Source organism: Polynucleobacter sp. AP-Ainpum-60-G11 (assembly GCF_018688375.1).
In the GTDB taxonomy this organism is placed as follows: Bacteria; Pseudomonadota; Gammaproteobacteria; order Burkholderiales; family Burkholderiaceae; genus Polynucleobacter.
Window position 1 is genome coordinate 1,308,540 of record NZ_CP061318.1, and the last position, 23,413, is coordinate 1,331,952.

Consider the following 23,413-nt stretch of genomic DNA (forward strand, 5'->3'; position numbering starts at 1 on the left):
TACACACCATACACACAAAAAACTTTCTTATCTTGCCCCTCGATTCCAAAGGCGCCTACTATCTTGACGCCAAAGTAGTGGTTGCCCCTCTTTAAGCTCAAATTTGGATGAAAATTTCCAAACCTGAGCACCAGTATTTGATGTTTGATAAAACGGAATTTTCAAGCTTTCGTATCGGGCAGTGACGCTTGGGTGCGCATGTCCGTAGCGATTGCGATACCCGTTTTGTGCAAATGCTTCATTAGGACTTAATACCCTTAAGAGCTCTTGAGATGAGGATGTTTTACTGCCGTGATGTGGCGCCATGAATATCAGCGCCTTATCTTTTAAATCACTTAGAGCTGATTGAGTTAAGCGCTCGGTGATCTCAGCCTCACCCCGCCTCTCCACATCACCAGTTAACCAAAATGAACTTGTTTGGTTACGAACCTCCAGCACGCAACTAACTTCATTGGGCTTTCTGGGATGCTTATTCTCAAAAACTGTCAGTTCATTTGGATGCCAAATGTAAAAATCCACTCCATCCCATTTCCATTGCTGACCAAAGCGACAGGGAATTGCAGCAATCTCTCTAGCTTGTAAATTAGTAAGTAATGGGTTTTCACTTGGCAACGACCCCATCATGAAGTCGAATCTAATTTCTTTAAGTAGAGTTTCAGCGCCTCCAATGTGATCGCTATCACTATGACTTATCACCATGCGATCAATGTGGGTGATCCCCCTCCCTCTCAAATACGGCAGGATGATTCTTTGGCCAGCATTGTCTTTCCCCTGAATAGGGCCGGTGTCGTATAGCAATCGTTTTGATTTAGTTTCAATCAGAACCGCCGTGCCCTGACCAATGTCGAGCACTGTCGCCCTAAAATCTCCTTTCATCAAGCCGGTATTCGTCAGTGGCTGAATAAATAAAGCTCCACACAATAAAAGACCTGCGATTCTTAATATGAGACTGTCTCGAATGGATCCGGGCCGAATCGCTAGGATGGTACCGATTGTTGATAGTGCTAATGCCCACCAAGCAGGCTGGCCGGACCAAGCAATTGCCCACTTCCAGCTAGCCATCCAAGCCAGCATGATGGCTAGAAAGTCCATCGTTGCATGCGCTGGAATCAACAACCATTTACCAATAAACTCGGGCAATAGAGCGCCAGCAATCGCAAGAGGTGTCACGATGTAACTCACCACAGGAATAGCAACTGCATTTGCTATTGGCGAGACTATTGAAACTTGATAAAACCAATACAAAGTTAATGGCAGAAGTGCAATGGTGACGACAGCCTGTACTCGACAAGCGTCTCTTAGCGCTTGCGCAACTCTATGTCGCCAATCAAGCTCTAGCTCTCTGCCAGTAGGCAGCCCCAATAAACCATCTGAATCTTGCATCGCATACAAGATTGCCGCTACCGCTCCAAACGAGAGCCAGAATCCAGGTGTGTAGGGCGCCATTGGATCAATCAAAAGAACAAAGCCTAGTGCCCACCACCAGATATCGAATGATCGTGGGCTTCTGCCGGACCATAGTGCAAAAGCAACTACCCCCACCATATACATCGTTCGTTGTGCCGGAATTTGAAATCCTGCCAACCAGGCATAGACAAATGCCGTCAGAAATCCTACCGCTGCAGCTAGTTTGCCAACAGGAATAAATAGCGGCAATGTATTGCGGCGCCATATACAGGCAGCAAGCTTGGCACCAAATCCAGCTAACATCGTTACATGAAGGCCTGATATGGATATGAGATGCCCAATACCAGTAGCATTAAATATGCGCCAGTCTTCTTGTTCAATCGCATTTTGATCGCCCATCACCAGCGCTGCAATCACACCACCATATCGCGCTTCTTTTGGGAGTAATCGGTGGATCTTTTTTCTTAACTTCCAACGTTGATACTCCATTGCAAGTACAAATTCAGTAATGCCAATATCTTTCTCAAGAATTAATTTTCCAGATCGTACAGATCCGCTAGCACCAAAGTCTTGATGAAAAGACCAACGCTCGAAATCAAAGGTATGGGGATTGAGAGATCCATAAGGTCTTTTGATTTTGACCATAAATTCCCAGCGCTGACCCGGGATAATTTCAGGCACATCTTGAGGATTACGCCAAGCGGGTTGCCAACTCAAATACACCTGCGGCGGAAACGATTCAAGAGGCTCATGCCCCAAAAATGCCTTATCCACTTCAAATGAAAATTTTGCACCACTGGAGGAGCTCTGTGGCAAAGCATTGACTCGACCAGCAAGAACAAGATCCTTTCCCTCATACTCTGTTGAAAGAATATGATCTAAACGAGTTTGTGCATAATGCGCATTCCATGCAAATCCTAAGACTAAACAACAAACTTTCAGCAGTGCATTGCTGATATGGCGATCTAATGTTAAACAGCTACTTATATATGCGGCGAAGAGTGAAACAACAAAGATTGCAGCACACATCCCATACCAATATTCTGGCACGGCAGGTAAAAATAGAAGAAGCGATCCCCCGGCGATGAACGCCGCAATATTGATGCGCAAGTTCTTAAGAAGCGAATTGTAGGTTTGAGATGCCAGTCATCGATGATGACCAACGAGGCAGTGTCCTCATGGCGTTTTGCCAAATTGCCTTTGAGAAGTCTTCTTCACTAATCCCGCGCATGTCAGCTAATTGCTGAGCAATTCTGGGGAGTAAAGCAGGCTCATTGAATTGACCGCCATCGTCCTTTAGCCATGCCGGTGGAATATCCGGAGCATCCGTTTCGGTGACGATACTTTCAAGCGGCAATTCTTGTAAGAGACGACGAATCTGTAACGCACGCTCGTAGGTTGCCGCTCCACCAAACCCCAGTTTGAATCCGAGCTCAATAAATTGTTCAGCCTGCTGATGACTGCCATTAAAGGCGTGAGCAATACCGCTAGGCACTTTTCTTTTACGCAAGGCTTTGAGGATGGTATCTTGTGAACGGCGAACATGCAAAATCACTGGCAACTGAAATTGCTGCGCCAAGTCTAACTGCTTGTGAAAGAAATATTCTTGGCGCTGGGGATCAAGCCCCTCCACAAAATAATCTAAACCAATCTCACCAATGCCCACAAATCGAGGATCATCCAATGATTGCTCAATTTGTTCCTTAAGAATATCAATGTCACCCTCTTGCGCTTGATTGATATAGAGCGGATGGATGCCCAAGGTATAAACCAAACCTGGAATGTCATTACTGTATTGAGCCGCTAAGTCTCTAGCTTTTTCCCAGTCAGATGCTTGAACAGTAGGTAGTAAGATCGCTTTAACGCCTTTACCTGCCGCTCTTGAAACAATCTCAGAAATGGAGCTTGAGAACTCCGGCGCATCTAGATGACAGTGGGTATCAACCCATGCGAGGCCTTTACTAACCTCGCTCATTGGGCGAAGGTCTTTAATACTCCGCGCTCTAAATGCAAAATCCGGTCACAACGTTTAGCGCGAATAGGATCATGGGTCACAATCACAAAAGCAGTGCCTTGCTCACGTGCAATATCTAACATCAAGTCAAATACGCCATCAGCAGTTTCAGTATCAAGATTGCCCGTAGGTTCATCAGCCAAAACACAAGATGGATTACCTACCAATGCACGCGCTACTGCAACACGCTGACGCTCGCCTCCAGACAACTCACCAGGGGTATGTTGTACACGATTGGCTAAACCCACTGCTTCTAACATTCTGCTTGCCCTGAGTTCACTTTCGGCGCGGCCAAGACCTCGAATACGCAATGGAAGCGCGACATTTTCTAGGGCAGTAAATTCATCTAAAAGATGATGGAACTGATAAATGAAACCCAAGTTCTCATTGCGAAGTCCATCTAATTGCTTGACTGAAAGTTGCGCAAGTGGCAAACCTGAAAGAATTACTGAGCCCGTGCTTGGAGAATCTAATCCCCCTAATAGATGCAGCAAAGTACTCTTGCCTGAACCAGAAGAGCCGACAATCGCCACTTTTTCTGCGGGATCTACCGCTAGGTCTACCCCCTTTAATACCTCTACTGCTGTTGGGCCTTGACCATAAGTTTTACTTAGGCCGCTGGCAAGCAATACGGGATTGGCGTTTTGATTTAGCGGCTTATTCATATCATTACTCATACCTAAGCGCCTCCGCTGGTTGCACTTGAGCTGCTCGGCGACTTGGGTAAAGGGTTGCTAATACCGATAGGCCGAATGCCATCAGGCCCACAGTAACAACATCAGATAAACGAACATCTGATGGAAGCTCGCTGATGAAATACACATCGCGCGGCAAGAAACGCACTCGAAAGATCGCTTCAATGGCGGGAACAATGACATCAATATTGAGCGCAATTAGTAAACCCAAGCTAACGCCAGCGAGCGAGCCTAATAAGCCAATAGCCAAGCCCTGAACTAGAAAGATGCGCTGAATGAGGCCTGGGCTTGCGCCCATGGTTCTGAGAATAGCAATGTCTGCCTGCTTCTCATTAACCGTCATCACTAAAGTAGAAACGAGATTAAAGGCAGCAACAGCAATAATGAGCGTCAAGATAATGAACATCATTTTCTTTTCGGTCTGAACAGCTGCAAACCAATTGCGATTGGAGCGGGACCAATCACTTACCCACAAAGCTTGTGGAACTACTTGAGCTAATTCAGAAGCGATCTCTGGTGCGCGCTGCATATCATCCACCTTCACTCGCAAGCCAGACGGGTCTTGCAAGCGTAGTAAGGCAGCAGCATCTTTCCAATGCATGATGGCTAAGGAGCTATCGTATTCGTAATGGCCGCTATCAACAATGCCGACAACTTGGAGTATTCGCATTCTGGGCATAGCGCCTGCCGGAGTCAGATCGCTTTCTGGGACGATTAAATTGATTCGGTCACCAACACGTGCACCAACGATATTGGCAAGTTGTGCACCTAGGGCAACGCCAAAACCGCCCGGTTTTAAATCATCGATGCTGCCAGCAACAAACTGCTTGGGTAGATCGGAAACCTTGTCCTCTTCACTTGGTAATACACCGCGAATGGCTACACCACGCATGACGTTTTCACGACTGAGCAATCCTTGCGAACTCACCATCGGGGCAACACCCACCACGTGAGGCTGAGCAGCGACTTTAAGCGCAATAGGCTCCCAATTTGCCAAACCATCTGGGGCAGTAATTTCTACATGGGAAAGGACAGAAAGCATCCGGTCGCGCACTTCTTTTTGGAAGCCATTCATGACCGAGAGCACCACAATCAATGCAGCAACACCCAAAGCAATGCCTGCTGTGGAGATTCCGGAGATAAAAGAGAGGAAGCCATCACGCTTACCCACGGTCTTACGACGCTTGGATCGGGTGTAGCGCAGGCCAATTTCTAGCTCAATAGGAAGTCTCAACATACTCACAGTTTAGTGAATTAAATGGGCAAACCAATGGAATCTCTAAATGCCACCTAAAATCAGGGGAATGACTGCCAATTTGACCTCCCAAACAAGCACTTTGAAACGCTTTACCCTGATGGTATCGGGGGAAGATGTTATTGATGCTGGATTAGAGCAAAACGTGCCGCCCAGTGGATTGCCACAAGAGCGCTTTCTATTGGGAGACGGACTACCAATAGCCCCCGTCTTACTGCTGGGTCAAAGTGATGTATCGGTTAATCCAAATGATGTCATCGCCTGCCTTCAGCCAGTACATTTTCACGCCACCCGAGACCATTTGATTTTGATGGCTCAAAGTCAGATTGATCTGACTGCAAATGAATCCACAAAGCTACTCCAGACTGCCCTTCCTTTTATTGAAGAGGATTTTGGTAGCAAAGTCTTATTCCAAGGTCAGCGTGATTGGTTTATTTCAGCAGGCCCATTTGCTAGCTTGGCTACTCACTCGATTGATCAGGCGCATGGTCGCAATATTGATTGGTGGATGCCGCGCGATACGAGTGAGATTGGAATTGCCAAGCTTTGGCGAAAACTCCAAAATGAAATTCAGATGCTTTGGCATATTGATCCGGTCAACGAAGAACGGGAACAACGCGGATATCCCAGCATTAACTCTCTATGGATTAGCGGCATCGGCAAACTCGCTGATCTTCAGACGCCTCAATTACTAGAGAATACAAATCAGATATATGGAAATCATCCCCTCCTTAGTGGATTAGCTAAATACTTAGAAATCCCCCAAGAAAATGAGATCGACTTTTCAAGACTGCAAAATGCCTTTGCATGGATTGATCGCCCGGATAGCATCTGGGGCAACTTAAGCAAAGCGCTTCTCAATCAAGAACTGCATGAAGTTGAAATCATCGACTTTCCAAAGGGTCAAGCTCGACACAGAATCTTTACTGTCAAAGACCTATCTAAAAAATCTTGGGCCTTCTGGAAAAAATCAGAGCCCTTAACTTGGTCAGAAGTCATTTCAGCATGAGCGTGTTTTCTCAGCGCCCCTTCTCTGATCGTACGGCCAGCTGGTTACAGCAAACCGGCTTACACCCATTGCTAGCTAGGCTTTATGCCGCTCGTGGAATTGATAAACCGGATGAACTCTCATTAGATCTTAAGCAGCTACTCTCACCAGTAGAGCTTAAGAGCTGTATTAGCACTGCCAGCCTACTTGCCGATATTCTGGAGCGTAAAGAATCGATGTTGGTGGTAGCGGACTATGACTGTGATGGCGCTACTGCCTGCGCTGTTGCACTCCGAGGCTTAAAGATGTTGGGTGGAGTAGATACACCCATTCAGTTTTTAGTGCCGAACCGTTTTACGATGGGTTACGGACTAACACCAGAGGTAGTGGATTTAGCTGCGCAGCAAATTCCCAAACCCAAATATCTCATCACAGTGGATAACGGCATTGCTAGTGAAGCCGGGGTAGATCGAGCCCGCGAGTTAGGGATGGAAGTGATTGTGACTGACCACCACTTACCGGGTGATCGATTACCAAAAGCGACTGCAATCGTGAACCCCAATCAGCCTGGCTGCACCTTTCCAAGTAAAGCTCTTGCAGGCGTGGGTGTGATGTTCTATTTATTGGTGGCTCTTCGTGCAGAGCTTCGCAAGCGCGGAAAATTTACCCCCGAGACTCAACCTAAAATCGAAAACTTATTAGATCTTGTGGCCTTGGGTACTGTTGCGGATGTAGCGCAACTCGATCGCAACAACCGCATCTTGGTTTCCAATGGCTTAAAACGCATTCGCGCAGGAGTGTCTCAAGCTGGTATTCAGGCACTATTTCAAGCCGCAACACGTGACCCTCGTAAAGCCAATACCTTTGATTTAGGTTTTGCCATAGGACCTCGTCTTAATGCTGCAGGACGCTTAGCAGATATGACTTTAGGCATTCGTTTATTGCTGAGCGATAAACCTGATGAGGCTATTGAGCTTGCATACGAGCTAGATCGCATTAATCGAGAGCGACGCGTCATTGAGGGTGGCATGCAAGAAGCTGCCCTCGCTCACCTCGCCGAAGATCAACTGGCAGGCACCATGGCCGAGCGCTCTAGCATTTGTCTTTGGAATGCAGAATGGCATCAAGGCGTAGTTGGTATCGTGGCATCCCGCCTCAAAGAGCGTTTTAATCGCCCTGCAATTGTGTTTGCCCCTGCTGATGGTGCTAGCGGAGAAGAGTTACGCGGTTCCGGCAGATCATTAACAGGCTTTCATCTGCGCGATGCCTTGGATATTGTTTCTAAACGTGAGCCCGGTCTGATTCTCAAATTTGGCGGTCATGCCATGGCAGCCGGCCTAAGCATTAGAAAAGCGGATTTTGAAAAGTTTGATGCTGTGTTTCAACAAGTTGCCAATGAATTACTGAACGATGAATTATTAGAGCGTCGCCATATTCATGATGGCACTCTCGATCTTTCCGAATTTACCCCTGAAACTGGCGATCTTCTTGCAGAAGAAATCTGGGGCCAAGGCTTTCCTCAGCCCATTTTTTATGGAGAATTTGAGGTTGGGCAGCAAAGCCTCATGAAAGAAAAACATTTACGTTTGCAGCTTCGTCCGATCGGGGATGGTCAACTAGCCAGCAAACCATTTATGGGGGTCTGGTTCAACCGAACACAACCCTTGCCAGCTAAGGCAAAGCTGGCTTATCGCCTAGTAACAGACCGCTTTCAGGGTCAGGCTCGCGTACAACTCATGGTTGAAGCCCACGACGAGGGTTGATCTGTAATAACCCCCTTATAATTAGGGGATGGAAGCCGAACAACTTAATATTATTTCAAATACCCTGTCCGATCTGCTCACCCGTGAGCAAGCACTTCGGGGGTATCTTTGACTTCGAAGTAAAGTCACGCCGCCTTACTGAAGTTAACTCTATTCTTGAAGATCCCACCATTTGGGATGATCAAAAGAAAGCACAAGCCCTCGGCAAAGAAAAGAAATTACTCGATGGTGTAGTTGCTACCCTCACCGATTTAAATAGCAATATCACTGGCGCCATGGAACTATTTGACATGGCCAAAGAAGAAAGTGATTTTGAAACGATTGGCGCTATCGAGCAAGACGTTGAGAGCTATAGCAAGATCATTCATGATCTTGAGTTCCGTCGCATGTTCCATAACGAGATGGATTCTTGTAATTGCTTTATTGATATTCAAGCGGGCGCTGGTGGAACAGAAGCTTGTGACTGGGCTAGCATGCTCTATCGTCAATATCTCAAGTATTGCGAGCGCAAAGGCTACAAAACAGAGATCTTAGAAGAATCGGATGGCGACGTTGCCGGCATTAAGAGCGCCACTATCAAGGTAGATGGTGAGTATGCTTATGGGCACCTTCGCTCAGAGACTGGCGTGCACCGCTTAGTGCGTAAGTCACCATTTGACTCATCCAATGGTCGACACACTTCTTTTGCCAGTATTTATGTATATCCAGAGATTGATGACTCAATTGAGATTGACGTCAATCCAGCAGACATTCGTACCGACACCTATCGCGCCTCTGGTGCAGGTGGTCAGCATATTAATAAGACCGACTCTGCCGTTCGCTTAACCCACCTTCCAACCGGCATCGTGGTGCAGTGTCAGAACGATCGAAGTCAGCACCGCAATAGAGCTGAAGCCATGACGATGCTTAAATCTCGCTTGTATGAGCATGAGATGCAAAAGCGTCGCGCTGAACAAGACAAACTTGAAGCGAGCAAAACCGATGTGGGCTGGGGTCATCAAATCCGCTCCTACGTACTCGACCAAAGCCGCATTAAAGACTTACGCACTAACGTTGAGATCTCCAATACACAAAAAGTATTGGATGGTGATCTTGATGCCTTTATTGAAGCTAGCCTAAAGCAAGGCGTTTGATTCATTCCCCCCTATTTCAGTTATTAATATTGCATATGAACGATCAAGTGAACTCCAATCCCAATCAAGCGGCAGCCACTGAAGCTGTTGATGAAAATCACATCATTGCCGAGCGTCGCGAGAAATTAGCCAAGCTGCGTGAAGGCGGAGTAGCGTTTCCAAATGACTTCGTACCCACCCACTTAGCCGCAGATCTACATACTCACTACGACAGCCTCACTAAAGAAGAGCTAGCTGCCAAGAAGGTACACGTTAAAGTTGCCGGCCGTATGGTGCTCAAGCGCGTAATGGGTAAGGCTAGTTTTGCGACTATTCAAGATCGCAGCGGTCAAATTCAGTTTTATATCAATGATGAAATTAGTGGTGCCGATACTCATGGCGCATTTAAGCACTGGGATATGGGCGACTTTATCTCTGCTGAAGGCAATTTATTTAAGACAAATAAGGGTGAGCTCTCCGTTGAATGTAGCAATCTGCGTTTACTCAGCAAATCTTTGCGCCCTCTTCCAGATAAATTCCATGGCCTCTCTGATTTAGAGACCAAGTATCGTCAACGCTATGTTGATTTGATTGTGAATCCAGAAAGTCGCAATACTTTTAGAGCACGTAGCAACACGATTGCATCTTTACGTCGCCATATGCTTGATGCCGACTTCATGGAAGTCGAAACACCCATGCTCCACCCAATCCCTGGTGGCGCCACAGCTAAGCCGTTTATCACGCACCACAATGCTTTGGACATGCAAATGTTCTTGCGTATTGCACCAGAGCTGTACTTAAAGCGTCTGGTAGTGGGTGGCTTTGAGCGTGTCTTTGAAATTAACCGCAACTTCCGCAATGAAGGTGTTAGCCCGCGTCACAATCCAGAATTTACGATGATGGAATTCTATGCAGCCTATACGGATTACCGTTGGTTGATGGATTTTACGGAGAACTTAATTCGCTCTGCCGCAATGGATGCGCAAGGTACTGCAGTTCTGAACCATCAAGGTCGCGAACTTGATCTGAGTAAACCCTTCCAGCGCCTCACAATTACTGAAGCGATTCTCAAGTATTGCGGTCAGTCAAATAAGAGTTACGAGCCTGCTCAATTGGAAGATGCTGCATTCATTCGCGCTGAATTGAAAAAAGGTGGCGAGAATCCAGATTCCCCAACACTGAAGAATGCGGGTATTGGCGCCTTGCAACTTGCTTTATTTGAATTAGTAGCTGAGTCACACCTGTGGGAACCAACTTACATCATCGATTACCCAATCGAAGTAAGCCCTCTTGCCCGTGAATCTGATACTCGCCCTGGCATTACTGAGCGTTTTGAATTATTTATTACTGGTCGCGAGATTGCTAACGGCTTCTCCGAGCTAAATGACGCAGAAGATCAGGCCAACCGTTTCCGCAAACAGGTAGAGCAAAAAGAAGCTGGTGATGAAGAGGCAATGTACTTTGACCATGACTTCATTCGTGCGCTGGAATACGGCATGCCTCCAACAGGCGGTTGCGGTATTGGCATTGATCGTCTAGTGATGCTACTTACTGATGCGCCAAATATTCGCGACGTGATCTTATTCCCACATCTGCGTCGCGAAGAAGAGTAACTCCTTTGCCCTCGATTCAAACGCTAATTGCTGGCCGGAAATGTCGGTTACTTGACCAACCCAAAAGGAATTGGGTCTCGGTTTGACTTAATCGCCTCTTCTAGTAAATCTAGACGGTCTTGGCCCCAAAACGGCTCATCTCTGTAAAAGAAGAAAGGCGTACCGAATACCTGCCTATCAACAGCTTCGGCGGTCAATCGATTCACCTCAATATCAATCTCTGGGTTGGCGCCTTCCTGAAGGAGTAGCGCCCCATCCAATCCTGATTTATTGGCAACATCCACCATCACTTGTGGATCCTTAATATCCAAATCATCTACCCATAAAATTTTTAAAGAATTGCGAATAAATTTACGAACGTCTAAATTTTTAGCCATAGCCGCAATCAACATCCGATGTCCAATGACCGGGTCAGATGGATGGTGCTTTGGCTTGAGCACCAGCGGAATGTTGCGAGCACTAGCCCATCGCTGCATCTCAACAAATCGATAAGCCTGTCTTTGTGGCGGTCTTTTAGTAACGGGTAAGCCACCACTCGCTGAAAATATTGCATGAAGGTCAATAGGTTTAAAAGTGACGTCAAGGTCATATTTTTCTGCTAGCGCCTCAAATGCTTCATAGCCAATATAGGTATAGAGGGAGATAAAGCTAAAGTAAAAATCTATTTTTTTCGCGCTCATAAACATCCCTTGTTCAATCGACTTTTGCTCCAGAATCCTTAACCAATTTTGCCCACTTAGGCGCTTGAATTGCTAGCTGCTTTGCAAGATATTCAGGTGAGCTGGCAACAATTTCAAATCCTTGCGAAACCAATTGATCTTTTACTGCCGGCTGTTTTAAAGTCTGAACAATCTCTTTATTTAGTCTGTTAATAATAGCTTGGGGAGTGCCTGTAGGAGCTAAAATTCCCTGCCAAGAATTCAGATCGTAACCCGGCAACCCTACTTCAGCAATTGTTGGGATGCTAGGTGCGCCAGTAGATCTTTTTGAATTACTCACTCCAAGTGCAGTGAGTTTTCCAGATCGAACGTATTGCAAAGCAGCGGGCAAGGTTACAAACATCGCGTCCACATGTCCGGCCAATAAATCAGCAACTCCAGGCGCACCTCCCTTATAAGGCACATTAGTAAATTTAATATCGGCCATGCTCTCCAGTAATGCACCAGCCAAATGGCCTGGACTACCACTACCCGCATTTGCTAGCGTAATTTTTCCAGGGTTCAATCTTGCCACCTCAATAAGTGAGCGAAGATTTTTAACGGGAAGTTTTGGGCCCACTAATAAAACTTGGGGAGCAGTAATAGCCATAGTGACGGGTGAAAATTGCTCAAGCTTATACGGGGGGTTGCTGTATAGAGCTGGATTGATCACCAAGCTATCCCAGCCCAAAAGTAATGTATAGCCATCTGGCGCCGCTTTAGCAACGTAACCAAAGGCGATATTGCTACCACCGCCAGCCATATTTTCCACAACAACAGCTTGCCCTACTTTTTCAGAAAGACCTTTTCCAATGGTGCGCGCAAGCGTATCTAGGCTTGCACCAGCAGGTACTGGAACGACGATTTTGATTGGTTTATTTGGCCAAGAATCTTGTGCAATAAGCGGGCTAGAGACAGCAAGAAGACTTAATGCAAAGGCGATGCTTTTTAGGGTCTTATTGTGTAAGGTTTTCATGTGGATGCCGATAATTAAAGATGTAACTTTAAACAGCATTTTGTTTGAATCAAACGATTAAATAATTATTCCAATAGAGCAATTTGCATATAAGGCATGGTTTCATTCTGCTAAGGGGTATTTTTAAAATTTGATTCCTAAATCTAAGCCCATGTCTAACTAGCCGGATATAGCTTTGTATGCTCGCTATCAATTACGGTCACATTGACTGGAATACCCAGACTGACACTAGAAGAGACGGTACAGAAATCCTGAAACTGCGCTAATACGCGCTCTAGATTTTCAAGAGTGTTACCTGGTACGCCAATCCGTATTTCGACATGAATCGCCAGAATGCGTAGGCGGTTTTCAGCGTTCCTTCCAATCTCGCAACTTGCCTTGGTTTCAATTGGATTTGGATTTTGCTTAAACTTTCTTAATGCAAACAGCAAAGAATCAGATAGACAGTTGGCAACGCCTGCTAACAAGAACTGAGATGGCGTGGCGCCTTGAGATCCACCCAAAGGCGGCGGCTCATCACCATAAATGGGATCGCGCTCTTCATTGTAATAAATAGCAAATCGATAATCAGCTTGCTGCACTAGTCTTACAGAAGGTTCGCCACTCATAATTACTCCAATAACTTAAAACACTATATTAATAGATGCCGGGAATTAATTTTTTGACTCGGCTCTGATAATCCCTGTAGGCTGGGAAACGCTCTACCAGCCAGACCTCTTCCCGCTTTGCTTTAATGTCAAATAGTACAAATAAGCTAATGGAGTACGCTAAAACATATATCCCAGGGAATATGAGTAACCATGCGCAAGCTGCTAAGAGCACTCCGAAATAAATTGGGTGGCGAACATGTCGATATAGGCCAGTCTGAATCAATTCGGCATCATCTTTAGGGCAAGGTAAAGGGGTGAGATTTTTACCTAAATTGATTACGGCAATCGCCATAATTAAAAAAGCTAGTAAACCAATAGCAATGCCGCAGGATTGAAGAGTGGTAGTCAGTGGCTCTGAGTTCACTAAATAAGATCCCCGGGGGCCAAACAAGATGAGGCCAATCAGGATCCCCTGAATCACCACATACCATGCGCCTCTCTCGAAGATGGATTTGGCGGTTGATTCATGCATGTTGTGGCCTTATCAAGATAAGACCACAGTCTAGCTTGGTTTAATAATTCAAGGCCTTGTTCAAGTTCTCATCAATACTATCTTGATCCTGACTGAGCACATGCTGGGCAATCAGAAATACACCTGAAATGAAGCTCAGAGAGACTAGCAAGCCAAAGACGTGATATTGATTTAATCCGCTCTGATTCAGCGCATCCAGATAATGGGCGCTTTCCAGAGCAAGATGAGTCGATAAACTCAATAAGGCCAACCCTAAAAAGATCTGGATTACGCTTAAAAACAGTGGCTTTAGGGCTACAGGCTTATTGGACATATGACTCTTTCAATTGGGTATGTAAGGATCATAAGGGGCTAACAGCTATAAGTAAAAGAATCCCTTTTTATAAGCTAAATACTTTTTTATCTATAGCGCGGCCCTCAGAATGAGGATAATTAAGTTTTACACCTCATTATTAAGCGTTTATGGCAGCCTACAACACCGAAACCGTACTCACTGTTCATCACTGGAACGACACACTATTTAGCTTTACCACCACCAGAAATAAGGGTCTGCGCTTTCGTAGCGGTCATTTTTTAATGATCGGCTTAGAGGTTGAAGGTAAGCCATTGGTGCGCGCCTATAGTGTGGCCAGCCCTAACTATGAGGAGCATTTAGAGTTTTTGAGCATCAAGGTTCAGGATGGCCCCCTCACCTCCCGCCTGCAAAAGATTCAGGTAGGCGACCCTATTTTGGTTAGCGAGAAATCGGTTGGCACCCTGGTGATTGATGACTTAAATCCAGGTAAGCATCTTTACCTATTTAGTACTGGCACAGGATTGGCACCGTTCATGAGCATCATTCGTGATCCAGATACTTACGAGAAGTTTGAAAAAGTTGTTCTGATTCATGGTGTGCGTTTAGTCAGTGAATTGGCCTATGCTGATTACATCAAGAATGAGCTCACGCAAGACGAATACATTGGCGAAATCATTCGCGAGAAGCTAATCTACTACCCAACAGTAACGCGCGAGGCATTCAAACACACTGGACGCTTAACAACTGCGATTGAGTCGGGTCAACTCTTTAAGGATATTGGCTTACCTCCATTAGATCCAGCGGTTGATCGCGCCATGATCTGCGGTAGCCCATCTATGCTAAAAGAAACTGCTGAGATGCTCGATGCCAAAGGATTCAAGGTATCCCCCAGCCTGGGTCAATTGGGTGACTACGTATTTGAACGCGCATTCGTAGAGAAGTAACCTACCTTATATAGCTAAAAGTAATTTAGTTATCGCTATATATTTCTTGTGGATATATAGACCCCTTGGTAAATTCTCTTTAACGAGAAATTTACCAAGGAAACGAGATGTCCCCCGTACGTGAGCACTACAACCCAATCATTACCCAACTTCTGCGTCAACATGATCAGCTGCCCCCTGAAAATATCAGTGAGCGCAAAAGCTTTCAACGCAGAATTCTATTCTTGATGACTACCATCAAGATGGAAGAGTTTGAGGACTCTTACGCTTAACGAAACTCAACGCGGATCGCTACTTGATGATTGGAATAAACCCATCCCGATTAGGCATCCTCACCAAGGGCAATGATTTTGCATCCATTACCTCATCCTTTGAAATAATCTTATTCATATACAAGATGTAAGCAGTTAAGGCGTATACCTGATCATCAGTTAGAGATTGCGGTGCTTGATGCGGCATAGCCCGCTTCACATAGTCAAATATGGTTGTAGCGTAAGGCCAAAAACTGCCCACTGTCTTGACTGGCTTATCTGTATTTAGATTACCCCCACCAACCAATCGATTGGCAATTCCGCCCTGCCCCTTATCACCATGGCACGATGAACATTTTTGCTGGTAAATAATTTCGCCTGTCGCTGCTGTACCCGATCCAACTGGCAATCCGGCTCCACTGGGTCCAATATCAATATTCCATGCTTTGATTTGACTTTCAGTCACAGACTTGCCAAAACCAACTGGTCCAGTCGACTGGTACCCGCTAGTGCAGGCTACCAGCACTCCAGAAACTAGCAAAGTTAAAAGGGGCTTCACAAAAGAGTTAACGACCATTTGTAATCTCCCCATTAGCGGCAACTCGCCATGGCTGAATTGCATTGTTGTGATAAAAGCTATTGGGACTTTTTACCTTTAGTAAAGCCTCCATGCTTGGCTGAGTATCACCACTAGAGTCAATCGCACGACTCATGAATACGGTCGGCTCACCGTTCCAAACCCAGGGATAGCGGAAACGCACCAAAGACTTATCCATCACCGGCTCTTGCAAGGTGGCATCGCCCCAAGACTTTCCACCATCAGTTGACACCTCAACCTTTTTAATTTTTCCATTGCCAGACCAAGCAACACCCGAAACCTCATAGAATCCTTTGGACTTGAGTTTCATCATGCCTGATGGCTGGGTTATTACAGACTTCACATCCATTGCAAATGTAAATTGCTGAGCCTTGCCATCATTCTGTAAGTCGGTGTAGGCGGATGTTTCTTCACGTGTTTGCCAAGGCTCAGCTCCTAATTTAATTCGTCTTAGCCATTTAATACTCATGTTTCCCTCGTATCCCGGCAAGAAAAGGCGAAGAGGATATCCCTGCTCCGCACGCAACATCTCGCCATTCTGGGCGTACACCAAGAGAGCATCATCCATCATCTTGCTCATCGGAATACTGCGGGTCATCGCAGCACCATCAGCACCTTCAGCTAAGGCCCATGTAGCGCCAGGCTGAACTCCACATTCTTGAAAAATAGTTGATAGACGAACCCCAGTCCATTCACAGCAAGAAAGTAATCCGTGGATTTCTTGAGCGGTTTTGCCGGTCGCCTTCTTTAACTCAGCTGCGCTATTCCCGGAGCACTCCAAGAAATAAACACGAGACTCTGATGGGAAACGAACAATATCTTCCATCGACAACATCAGAGGTCTATCAACCATGCCATGAATAACTAAGCGATGCTGATCGGGATTGATATCCGGTACACCGGCGTGATGTCTCTCAAAGAAGAGTCCATTAGGGGTAATGATCCCGTGCAAATTTTGGAGCGGTGTGCGTGATCCAGTTAAAAACTTTGGCGCAGGAGATGGCAAAACTCGAACTACGTTCTTCTCATATTTTGAAGGAAGGCCATAGGGTGGATTAATGAAAGTTGAGCCCTGAACCTTAGTCCAAGGGTCCACTTCTAAAAATTCACTTGCCGAGGTTTGACCTAGAGTGGCGCTAGAAACTAGTGCAGCGCCAAGACCTGCGCCAACGCCAGCAGAATTTTTCAGAAATTTACGGCGACTAGAAATCTTACTTTTGTCCGACATAGGTAGTTCACCTTTTTAAAATATACGCACCTGGTAAGAACGCATTTTTTAAGAGCATACCGCTAAAATAATTATTAGCAACCTCGTTAAGACAGATTCAGGATAAAAATAATTCCTATTGAAGCTATGAATAGGGTTTCCACTAGCAACATCACTACTGGCTGCCAGCCTAGCTTGGCTAATTCTTGAAAGTTTGTTTTAAGTCCCGCTGCACCAATAGCAATGACGAGCATCCAACGAGAAATGCCACCGATAGAATGGGTTACGGAGCTTGGCAAAATCTGCATGGATGCAACTACAGAGAGAGCCACAAATCCCAATAAGAATGTAGGGATTAAGCGTAAGCTTCCCCATCCTAAGCGCTGAGCTGATTTATCAGCGCCAAAGAAAATAGAAATAAATAAAACCACTGGCAATAAAAGTGCAACCCGGAATAACTTAACGACAGTTGCTACGTCGCCTGCCTCAGGACCAAATAACATACCAGCAGCAACCACCTGCGCAACATCATGAATGGTGGCGCCTAGAAAGATACCCGCAGGCAAAGCGGTGATATTTAGAAGCTGCAAGGCAAAGGGATATACGACCATTGCAATAGTTGAGAGGACCGTTACGCCAACCACGACTAGTAAAGTAAATCGTTCATTCTCTTTTGTCTTTGGCAAAACAGAGGCTACCGCTAAAGCAGCAGAAGCCCCGCAAATACCAACAGAGCCACCTGCGATTAAACCGAAGTCTGGCGATAGCTTTAATAGCTTGGCTAGAAAAAAACCAAGGCAAACAGTGGCAGCAACAGCAAACATCACCATTAACCCGGTGTTCAATCCAATAGCGCCTATATCAACAAAGGTAATCCGAATGCCTAAGAAAGCAACGCCTAAACGTAGTATTGTTTTTGCACAGAAATCTATTCCTGGTTTTACCGTTTCATTGAGATATAAAAAATGGAGTGATAAACCAATTAGCAGCGCATACAACAACTGAGGGCCGCCATAATTCTCAGAAAGAAAGCTAGTCGACATCGCAATTACCAGGCAGACTAAAATCCCTGGAATATTTTTCCGAATAGTAGTCAACATAAACCTATGCCACTAGCTCACTGAAATACTCATGTTGATTAGTGTTCAGGGTAGAGACGCGCCACTCCAGTGGCTCATCTTGAATTCCTAAGGCGACTCTGCGAATAACCAATACCGGAGAGTCCGGGCTTAACCCTAGCCAATCGGCATGCTGTTTGCCAGCAAGTCCCGCCCGTAAACGCTCACTGCTCCGGACCACTGTTTGACCATACTCCATTTGGTACATCTGATAAATGCTGCCTTTACGCTCTATAAAGTCTGCGCGAGTTAAATTTTTAAATCTCTTTTTATCCAGCGTGATCTGATCGATCATGACGCACTGCCCTTCCAATGAAAGGCGATTAGTAATTCTCCAAACTGGGGATCCCTCTTTAATTTGCAATTTGCTCGCCTCTTCTTTGGTGGCGGCAGCGCTATTCAAGGAAACCAGTTCTACTTTGGGGTAAACCTTTTTTTCAGCATCGTGTTTAACGACATGGAAAAAATAATATAAAAGCCTCTTGAGATCATGCTCAACAACATAGGTGCCCCTGCCTTGGCGCCGGACGACAATGCCTTCGGCGACCAACTCGTCCACCGCTTTGCGCAGGGTACCTATAGATACATCTAACTCTTTCGATAAATCCTTTTCGGCTGGCAATGCCTGCCCCATAGGATAGCGACCCCTGACCAGATCCTCCGTGATCTTTTGCTTAACTTCTTGATAAGCGGTCAGGTTTCTCATACTACAGTCTTATGCTGATTCGTATAAACGAGTTAATACGAATTCACGATGACCGAGAATCTCAGAAGCAGTCAACTCACCATCAGCAGTACGCTTCAAGCAATCTAACAATTTATTTCCTGCTTCATCCATATTCTCTTCGCGACGCAACAATCCAGATACATCAACGTCAATGTGCTCACCCATAGTACGAACAGTCTTTGGATTGGCGCAAATCTTAATTACCGGAAGAATTGCATTACCAATAACGTTACCTTGCCCTGTTGGGAAGAAGTGTGCTGCAAAACCGGCTGCTGCACACAGAGTCACCATTTCAGCGGCAGCTGAGGATGAGTCCATAAAATGCAAACCAGGAATGGTTGGCTCTTCACCCTTATCCAGTACGCTATCCACGATACATTTCTTACCAATTTTTTGGATATTGCCCAAGGCTTTTTCTTCGATGGTTGTTAAGCCGCCTGCAATATTGCCTTTTGTTGGTTGAGAATCAGACAAATCGCTCGTCTTATGACGCTCAATTACATCTTGGTAACGATCAAACATCTCACGGAACTTTTTCTTAACTTCAGGAGTGCGGCAACGTGCTTCAACCAAATGCTCGCCACCGGTTAGTTCAGTAGTCTCACCAAATACTAAAGTAGAGCCAATTTCATAGAGCTTATCGAATGCATCACCGACAGTTGGGTTTGCACCGCAACCAGAAGTCGTATCAGACTCACCGCATTTTGTAGAAACCCACAACTCTGATAGAGGAGCAGAAACTCGCTTTTGTTTGGATGCATGTTTCATCATGCTGTAGGCAGCTTTACTAGCTGAAGCAATTGTTGCTGTATCGCCATTACCTTCAATCCAGAAACCCTCTACTGGCTTACCTGATGCCTTAATGCCATCAACCACAATCTTTGTCCACTGTGGCTCAATACCAATTACCACTACAGCAGCTACGTTTGGGTTGCAACCTGTTCCAATCAAAGTGCGGAAATGTAAATCCAAGTCGGCACCGAACTGCAAACGGCCATAGGAGTGAGGAATCGCCATCGTTCCTTTGATGTTGTTGGCTACCGCTTCACAGGCTGCATTAGATAAGTCATCTAAAGGCAAAATCAATACATGATTACGAATGCCCATGCGGCCGTTTTCACGGCGATAACCTAAAAAGGTCGCGTCTTTCAAATTAGTCATTTTTTCTATCTCTCTCAATGAATGGGTAAATAAGGTGTCGGATTACCAGCGCTTAGTTTTTACGTTTTGGACGTGAAGGTGCTCGCCTTTTTTGATTGGAGCTACTACCTTGCCAATATCCACGCCATATTTCATTACCGTGTCACCTGGCTTGAAATCGTTCAATGAAATTTTGTGACCAATAGGAATATCACTTTCAGACTTGATGTTTAAGGTGAGATCACCATCCATAACCCAACCAATCAAATCAGTTCCGGCTTTTACGCCCTCAACTACTACTACACCTACGCCATCAGCTGGCTCATGCACGACAAAGTGGATCATTACTATCTCCTCAATAATCTCGTTTATAAAAAACTACTTAGTCCATGACTGGCGAATACCAGTCTGAATTTCTTCTACAACAACATCGGAAACTGTTACGCCACCTTTAAACCCTGTAGCGCGCTGTTGAAAACGACGCTGGCCTGGAAGACGGGTTCCAATATCAGAACTCAATACCTGCAAGAAGTCTTGAATGCGACTTGCAAAAATAGTGGGGCCTGGCAAACCAGGGTCAATAGTTAATATCAGCTGACCAATACGTGGGCGATTGCCCTTCGGGTCAAAAAAGGAATCTGCCTCATAGGAAAATCTACTGCCCGAGAGCCCAACTACTAGCAACTCAACAATCAAAGCAAGCAAAGCTCCTTTATCACCCCCCAAAGGAACCATCAATCCTTTGAGGCCCTCCTGCGGATCAGTGGTTGGCTTACCGTCAGCGGTCAACGCCCACCCTTCGGGAATCGGTTGACCATTTTTTGCTGCAACCAATAGTTTTCCACGAGCAACCGCTGAAAGCGACATATCAATTACTAGGGGATCGGCATCGGCAATAGGAAATGCTGCAGCCAAAGGATTGGTTCCAAAAATGGCCTTTGCGCCACCAACCATTGGCATTGCCGCTGGAGTGTTTCCAAACAATAAAGAGATGTAACCCGCCCTTGCTGCAGCCTCAACATAATGGCCCGCAACGCCAAAATGATGGCTATTGGTGACTGCCACTAAACCGAGGCCATTTCTTGAGGCTAAATTTACTGATAGGTCTGTAGCAAACCGAAGTGCTGGAAAAGCCAAGCCATCGCGGGCATCAACTAAAGCGGCTGATGACTTAAATGGCCTAACCTTTAGCTTGGGAGCTAGTTCAATCCGGCCATTTTTAGCATGTCCAGCATATTGAGCCACTCTAGCTAATCCATGTGATGCAAGGCCGTCTAATTCGGCTAAAGCCAAAAATTGAGCCGTTTCATATGCCGCCTTGGCATTTATGCCAGCGGCCCTCAGACCTGAATCAGCCAAGGAAAGCATTTCTAAATAGGTGAGGTTCATATGCGCCCTCCGCCATCAAGAGACTCTAGAATCAGCCTGCCAAAACACAGGGTTTTAGAGGCTTGACTAAGGCGGTTATTAGGGATCAAAATAGAACACATATCTGAATCATATAGATGATTTAGATATCTTGCAAGAATCAATTCATTGTGCGTCGCAACGAATACAAGGTAGCGCAACATAATGAGTGGAAGAGACAGTAGTGATGAATAAGCTTATAACTATTAAATAGCAATTGAGTGTATTTTTTTGATAACTAAGTAACTAAGATACAAAGATCAAATTTCCACTGGAGGTCACCGATGTTTAGAATTAATAATTTCCAATTAAGTAGACGATTTATTTTGTTGGCTGGCGCACTCTCTCTCGCCCTACCCCAACTAGCAATTGCGCAAGCCTGGCCTACCAAGCCCATTAAATTAGTAATCCCATTTGCAGCTGGAGGAACTACCGACATCCTTGGCAGACTTTTAGCGCAGCAACTTACAAAAGACCTAGGGCAAAACGTTATTGTTGAAAATAAAGGTGGCGCTGGTGGCAACATTGCTGCGGAGTTCGTAGCGCAAGCTCCTGCTGACGGCTATACCATCATGCTGGCTTCTGGAAGCATGCTCACAGTCAACCCCAACCTATACAAAAAATTGCCCGTCAACTATGCGAAGGACTTTGTTTACATCACCAATGTTGCAAGCGGCCCAATGCTATTGTCTGTAAGCACAAAGTTGCCTGTTAAAAATTTTGGTGAATTTATTGCCTATGCAAAAACTAAAGACCTTAACTTTGGTTCTGCAGGCATTGGTAGTCAAGTTCATATGGCTGCCGAAAATCTGAATTATTCAGCAAATATTCCTGCTACCCACGTACCGTATAAAGGTGAATCAGCCGCCATCAATGATCTAGTGTCAGGTCAAATTGATTTTATGGTGGGTAACCTTACCGCTGCGACCGGCTTTGCAAAGAATGGTCAGATCAAGCCGTTAGCAGTAACCAGCGCTAAACGCGTTAAACAACTTCCTGATATTCCAACAGTTGCAGAAGCTGGAATTCCTGGATTTGAAAGTACTGGCTGGTTTGGTTTAGTGGCGCCGGCAAATACTCCAAAAGTAATTACCGACAAGATTTATGAGGCTACCGTTAAAGCGGTTGGTTCTGAAGCTATGAAAAAGAGTTTAGACCTTAATGGTTTAACAGCTGTAGTTAACACTCAGAAAGACTTTGATGCTCAAATTAAATCCGAGTCAGCCTCATGGGAGAGAGTGATTAAGGGTCGAAATATTACTGCGCAGTAATAACTGTCAGTCGCAAGAAAAAAGCGAGGACTCGTCCTCGCTTTATTGCTTCTTAATCTGGGAGAGCTTACGTAATTTGTCTTATAAGTAACATTGAACCGGCAAAGACCAAAATAGATCCATAAGCTATGCGCATCGAAGCGTTACTGAGCTTGGTATGAACATGGGAGCCGGTCCATATCCCCAGGAAAGCAACCGGTATTAAGCAAATCGCAAGACCAATCACCTCCCAACTAAGTATGAGTCCGGTGACTAGCATTAAAGTAAGTCTTAAAAAGGTCAGCATAAAAATAGCGAATGCCATTGTCGCCCTAAGTACTTTTGGGTTGTTAATTCTCAAGCCAAGGTAAGAAACATATACCGGCCCACCTGTGGCAAAAAGAGCTGTAAACGCACCACCAAAAAATCCAAACGGGACTGCCCACCATTTATTAATTGGATCTCGAGATTCAACATTCCTCTGAACTAGCACGCGTATGCCATTAATGGCTGCAAAAATTCCAAGAATTAGTAACAAAGGCTCACTGGGGGCTTTCACCAACAAAAAGATACCCAGCACCATGCCAATTAAGCTAAAGGGAAATAGCCATTTCAATTCTTGAATATTGGCATCGCTCGATGACTTTCTGCCGACATAAAGTGAAGCGCAGATATCAATGATGACCATCATCGGCACCACAACCTTAAGCGGATACATCTGCACTAATAGAGGTACTGAAACTATTGACGAGCCAAATCCTGAAACCCCAAAGATAAAAAATGCGCAAAGAACGATCAAAGTCGCTAGCGCAAATGAAGCTGGCTCAATCAAC

24 protein-coding genes are annotated in these 23,413 nt (G+C 45.5%); 7 read left to right on the plus strand and 17 right to left on the minus strand.

The annotated features are described in order from the left end of the window. Nucleotides 1-27: 27 nt before the first annotated feature. From FD971_RS06780 to FD971_RS06795, 4 genes are read right to left on the minus strand one after another with little or no spacing between them, the layout of a single operon-like run. Nucleotides 28-2,517 carry a DNA internalization-related competence protein ComEC/Rec2 gene (locus FD971_RS06780; RefSeq protein WP_251368600.1) on the minus strand — a complete coding sequence of 830 codons (2,490 nt, stop codon included), beginning with the start codon at nt 2,515-2,517 and terminating at the stop codon, nt 28-30. Between the two features lie 4 nt (nt 2,518-2,521). Continuing rightward, nucleotides 2,522-3,382: a TatD family hydrolase gene (locus FD971_RS06785; RefSeq protein WP_215333505.1), complete on the minus strand. Its 861-nt coding sequence runs from the start codon at nt 3,380-3,382 to the stop codon at nt 2,522-2,524. Then, nucleotides 3,379-4,086 (minus strand): ABC transporter ATP-binding protein, encoded by a 708-nt coding sequence (locus FD971_RS06790; protein ID WP_251368601.1) that lies wholly within the window; start codon nt 4,084-4,086, stop codon nt 3,379-3,381. The genes FD971_RS06785 and FD971_RS06790 overlap by 4 nt, the downstream gene beginning before the upstream one ends. A 4-nt stretch (nt 4,087-4,090) precedes the next feature. Next, on the minus strand, nt 4,091-5,350 hold the full coding sequence (locus FD971_RS06795; protein ID WP_215335270.1) for a lipoprotein-releasing ABC transporter permease subunit: 1,260 nt from the start codon (nt 5,348-5,350) through the stop codon (nt 4,091-4,093). Nucleotides 5,351-5,399: 49 nt separating this feature from the next. Between FD971_RS06795 and FD971_RS06800 the strand changes: the two genes are divergently transcribed. The 4 genes from FD971_RS06800 (at nt 5,400) to lysS (ending at nt 10,847) form a co-directional block, all read left to right on the plus strand. After that, entirely contained in the window at nt 5,400-6,380 is a 981-nt protein-coding gene (locus tag FD971_RS06800; protein WP_215333507.1) for a hypothetical protein, read from the plus strand. Further along, the gene (recJ, locus tag FD971_RS06805; RefSeq protein WP_215333508.1) at nt 6,377-8,122 is read left to right on the plus strand and encodes a single-stranded-DNA-specific exonuclease RecJ; all 1,746 of its coding nucleotides are present in this window, start codon (nt 6,377-6,379) and stop codon (nt 8,120-8,122) included. Before FD971_RS06800 ends, recJ begins: the two co-directional genes overlap by 4 nt. Before the next feature lie 28 nt (nt 8,123-8,150). Continuing rightward, nucleotides 8,151-9,255, plus strand: a protein-coding gene (prfB, locus tag FD971_RS06810) for a peptide chain release factor 2 (protein WP_215333509.1) whose coding sequence is annotated in 2 segments (ribosomal slippage) — nt 8,151-8,231 and nt 8,233-9,255 — 1,104 coding nt in all. Because the reading frame shifts where the segments join, the coding sequence is not laid out codon by codon here. Between the two features lie 35 nt (nt 9,256-9,290). Next, nucleotides 9,291-10,847, plus strand: a complete 1,557-nt coding sequence (lysS, locus tag FD971_RS06815; RefSeq protein ID WP_215333510.1) for a lysine--tRNA ligase — start codon at nt 9,291-9,293, stop codon at nt 10,845-10,847. Nucleotides 10,848-10,894: 47 nt separating this feature from the next. On the opposite strand, the gene FD971_RS06820 is transcribed toward lysS, so the two are convergent. The 5 genes from FD971_RS06820 to FD971_RS06840 all read right to left on the minus strand — a co-directional run bounded on the left by FD971_RS06820 (nt 10,895) and on the right by FD971_RS06840 (nt 13,956). Beyond that, a complete protein-coding gene (locus FD971_RS06820; RefSeq protein WP_215333511.1) occupies nt 10,895-11,527 on the minus strand; it encodes a 2-hydroxychromene-2-carboxylate isomerase in 633 nt (210 codons plus the stop codon). A gap of 13 nt (nt 11,528-11,540) precedes the next feature. Continuing rightward, nucleotides 11,541-12,521, minus strand: a complete 981-nt coding sequence (locus tag FD971_RS06825; RefSeq protein WP_215333512.1) for a tripartite tricarboxylate transporter substrate binding protein — start codon at nt 12,519-12,521, stop codon at nt 11,541-11,543. A gap of 155 nt (nt 12,522-12,676) precedes the next feature. Further along, nucleotides 12,677-13,129: an OsmC family protein gene (locus FD971_RS06830; RefSeq protein ID WP_215333513.1), complete on the minus strand. Its 453-nt coding sequence runs from the start codon at nt 13,127-13,129 to the stop codon at nt 12,677-12,679. Nucleotides 13,130-13,157: 28 nt separating this feature from the next. After that, nucleotides 13,158-13,643, minus strand: a complete 486-nt coding sequence (locus tag FD971_RS06835) for an isoprenylcysteine carboxylmethyltransferase family protein (RefSeq protein ID WP_215333514.1) — start codon at nt 13,641-13,643, stop codon at nt 13,158-13,160. Between the two features lie 40 nt (nt 13,644-13,683). Beyond that, a complete protein-coding gene (locus FD971_RS06840) occupies nt 13,684-13,956 on the minus strand; it encodes a hypothetical protein (RefSeq protein ID WP_215333515.1) in 273 nt (90 codons plus the stop codon). 149 nt (nt 13,957-14,105) lie between these two features. Between FD971_RS06840 and FD971_RS06845 the strand changes: the two genes are divergently transcribed. Both FD971_RS06845 and FD971_RS06850 read left to right on the plus strand, forming a co-directional pair. After that, nucleotides 14,106-14,882: a ferredoxin--NADP reductase gene (locus tag FD971_RS06845; RefSeq protein WP_215333516.1), complete on the plus strand. Its 777-nt coding sequence runs from the start codon at nt 14,106-14,108 to the stop codon at nt 14,880-14,882. Nucleotides 14,883-14,989: 107 nt separating this feature from the next. After that, nucleotides 14,990-15,154: a hypothetical protein gene (locus tag FD971_RS06850; protein WP_215335363.1), complete on the plus strand. Its 165-nt coding sequence runs from the start codon at nt 14,990-14,992 to the stop codon at nt 15,152-15,154. A gap of 19 nt (nt 15,155-15,173) precedes the next feature. Here FD971_RS06850 and FD971_RS06855 read toward each other — a convergent pair whose 3' ends face one another. The 7 genes from FD971_RS06855 to FD971_RS06885 form a co-directional block, all read right to left on the minus strand. After that, the gene (locus FD971_RS06855; RefSeq protein WP_215333517.1) at nt 15,174-15,710 is read right to left on the minus strand and encodes a c-type cytochrome; all 537 of its coding nucleotides are present in this window, start codon (nt 15,708-15,710) and stop codon (nt 15,174-15,176) included. After that, nucleotides 15,700-16,959, minus strand: coding sequence for a sulfite dehydrogenase (gene soxC / locus FD971_RS06860; RefSeq protein ID WP_215333518.1), 1,260 nt, complete (start codon nt 16,957-16,959; stop codon nt 15,700-15,702). Before soxC ends, FD971_RS06855 begins: the two co-directional genes overlap by 11 nt. An 86-nt stretch (nt 16,960-17,045) precedes the next feature. After that, nucleotides 17,046-18,038 carry a YeiH family protein gene (locus FD971_RS06865; RefSeq protein WP_215333519.1) on the minus strand — a complete coding sequence of 331 codons (993 nt, stop codon included), beginning with the start codon at nt 18,036-18,038 and terminating at the stop codon, nt 17,046-17,048. Nucleotides 18,039-18,042: 4 nt separating this feature from the next. Beyond that, on the minus strand, nt 18,043-18,762 hold the full coding sequence (locus FD971_RS06870; RefSeq protein WP_215333520.1) for a GntR family transcriptional regulator: 720 nt from the start codon (nt 18,760-18,762) through the stop codon (nt 18,043-18,045). 9 nt (nt 18,763-18,771) lie between these two features. Further along, nucleotides 18,772-19,944 (minus strand): UxaA family hydrolase, encoded by a 1,173-nt coding sequence (locus FD971_RS06875; RefSeq protein WP_215333521.1) that lies wholly within the window; start codon nt 19,942-19,944, stop codon nt 18,772-18,774. Between the two features lie 42 nt (nt 19,945-19,986). Beyond that, nucleotides 19,987-20,268, minus strand: coding sequence for an SAF domain-containing protein (locus FD971_RS06880; RefSeq protein ID WP_015421504.1), 282 nt, complete (start codon nt 20,266-20,268; stop codon nt 19,987-19,989). Nucleotides 20,269-20,301: 33 nt separating this feature from the next. Beyond that, nucleotides 20,302-21,312 (minus strand): Ldh family oxidoreductase, encoded by a 1,011-nt coding sequence (locus FD971_RS06885; protein ID WP_215333522.1) that lies wholly within the window; start codon nt 21,310-21,312, stop codon nt 20,302-20,304. A gap of 302 nt (nt 21,313-21,614) precedes the next feature. Between FD971_RS06885 and FD971_RS06890 the strand changes: the two genes are divergently transcribed. Then, complete coding sequence (locus FD971_RS06890) at nt 21,615-22,601, plus strand: tripartite tricarboxylate transporter substrate binding protein (protein ID WP_215333523.1); 987 nt, start codon at nt 21,615-21,617, stop codon at nt 22,599-22,601. Nucleotides 22,602-22,668: 67 nt separating this feature from the next. Here FD971_RS06890 and FD971_RS06895 read toward each other — a convergent pair whose 3' ends face one another. Further along, nucleotides 22,669-23,412: a sulfite exporter TauE/SafE family protein gene (locus tag FD971_RS06895; RefSeq protein WP_215333524.1), complete on the minus strand. Its 744-nt coding sequence runs from the start codon at nt 23,410-23,412 to the stop codon at nt 22,669-22,671. Nucleotide 23,413 lies beyond the last annotated feature (1 nt).

What these genes read in the sequence shown, in the direction of transcription:
- FD971_RS06785 (WP_215333505.1), bottom strand. Translation starts at nt 3,382, where the DNA reads ATGAGCGAGGTTAGTAAAGGCCTCGCATGGGTTGATACCCACTGTCAT.
- FD971_RS06790 (WP_251368601.1), bottom strand. Translation starts at nt 4,086, where the DNA reads ATGAATAAGCCGCTAAATCAAAACGCCAATCCCGTATTGCTTGCCAGC.
- FD971_RS06800 (WP_215333507.1), top strand. Translation starts at nt 5,400, where the DNA reads ATGCCACCTAAAATCAGGGGAATGACTGCCAATTTGACCTCCCAAACA.
- recJ (WP_215333508.1), top strand. Translation starts at nt 6,377, where the DNA reads ATGAGCGTGTTTTCTCAGCGCCCCTTCTCTGATCGTACGGCCAGCTGG.
- lysS (WP_215333510.1), top strand. Translation starts at nt 9,291, where the DNA reads ATGAACGATCAAGTGAACTCCAATCCCAATCAAGCGGCAGCCACTGAA.
- FD971_RS06820 (WP_215333511.1), bottom strand. Translation starts at nt 11,527, where the DNA reads ATGAGCGCGAAAAAAATAGATTTTTACTTTAGCTTTATCTCCCTCTAT.
- FD971_RS06825 (WP_215333512.1), bottom strand. Translation starts at nt 12,521, where the DNA reads ATGAAAACCTTACACAATAAGACCCTAAAAAGCATCGCCTTTGCATTA.
- FD971_RS06830 (WP_215333513.1), bottom strand. Translation starts at nt 13,129, where the DNA reads ATGAGTGGCGAACCTTCTGTAAGACTAGTGCAGCAAGCTGATTATCGA.
- FD971_RS06835 (WP_215333514.1), bottom strand. Translation starts at nt 13,643, where the DNA reads ATGCATGAATCAACCGCCAAATCCATCTTCGAGAGAGGCGCATGGTAT.
- FD971_RS06840 (WP_215333515.1), bottom strand. Translation starts at nt 13,956, where the DNA reads ATGTCCAATAAGCCTGTAGCCCTAAAGCCACTGTTTTTAAGCGTAATC.
- FD971_RS06845 (WP_215333516.1), top strand. Translation starts at nt 14,106, where the DNA reads ATGGCAGCCTACAACACCGAAACCGTACTCACTGTTCATCACTGGAAC.
- FD971_RS06850 (WP_215335363.1), top strand. Translation starts at nt 14,990, where the DNA reads ATGTCCCCCGTACGTGAGCACTACAACCCAATCATTACCCAACTTCTG.
- FD971_RS06855 (WP_215333517.1), bottom strand. Translation starts at nt 15,710, where the DNA reads ATGGTCGTTAACTCTTTTGTGAAGCCCCTTTTAACTTTGCTAGTTTCT.
- soxC (WP_215333518.1), bottom strand. Translation starts at nt 16,959, where the DNA reads ATGTCGGACAAAAGTAAGATTTCTAGTCGCCGTAAATTTCTGAAAAAT.
- FD971_RS06865 (WP_215333519.1), bottom strand. Translation starts at nt 18,038, where the DNA reads ATGTTGACTACTATTCGGAAAAATATTCCAGGGATTTTAGTCTGCCTG.
- FD971_RS06870 (WP_215333520.1), bottom strand. Translation starts at nt 18,762, where the DNA reads ATGAGAAACCTGACCGCTTATCAAGAAGTTAAGCAAAAGATCACGGAG.
- FD971_RS06875 (WP_215333521.1), bottom strand. Translation starts at nt 19,944, where the DNA reads ATGACTAATTTGAAAGACGCGACCTTTTTAGGTTATCGCCGTGAAAAC.
- FD971_RS06880 (WP_015421504.1), bottom strand. Translation starts at nt 20,268, where the DNA reads ATGATCCACTTTGTCGTGCATGAGCCAGCTGATGGCGTAGGTGTAGTA.
- FD971_RS06885 (WP_215333522.1), bottom strand. Translation starts at nt 21,312, where the DNA reads ATGAACCTCACCTATTTAGAAATGCTTTCCTTGGCTGATTCAGGTCTG.
- FD971_RS06890 (WP_215333523.1), top strand. Translation starts at nt 21,615, where the DNA reads ATGTTTAGAATTAATAATTTCCAATTAAGTAGACGATTTATTTTGTTG.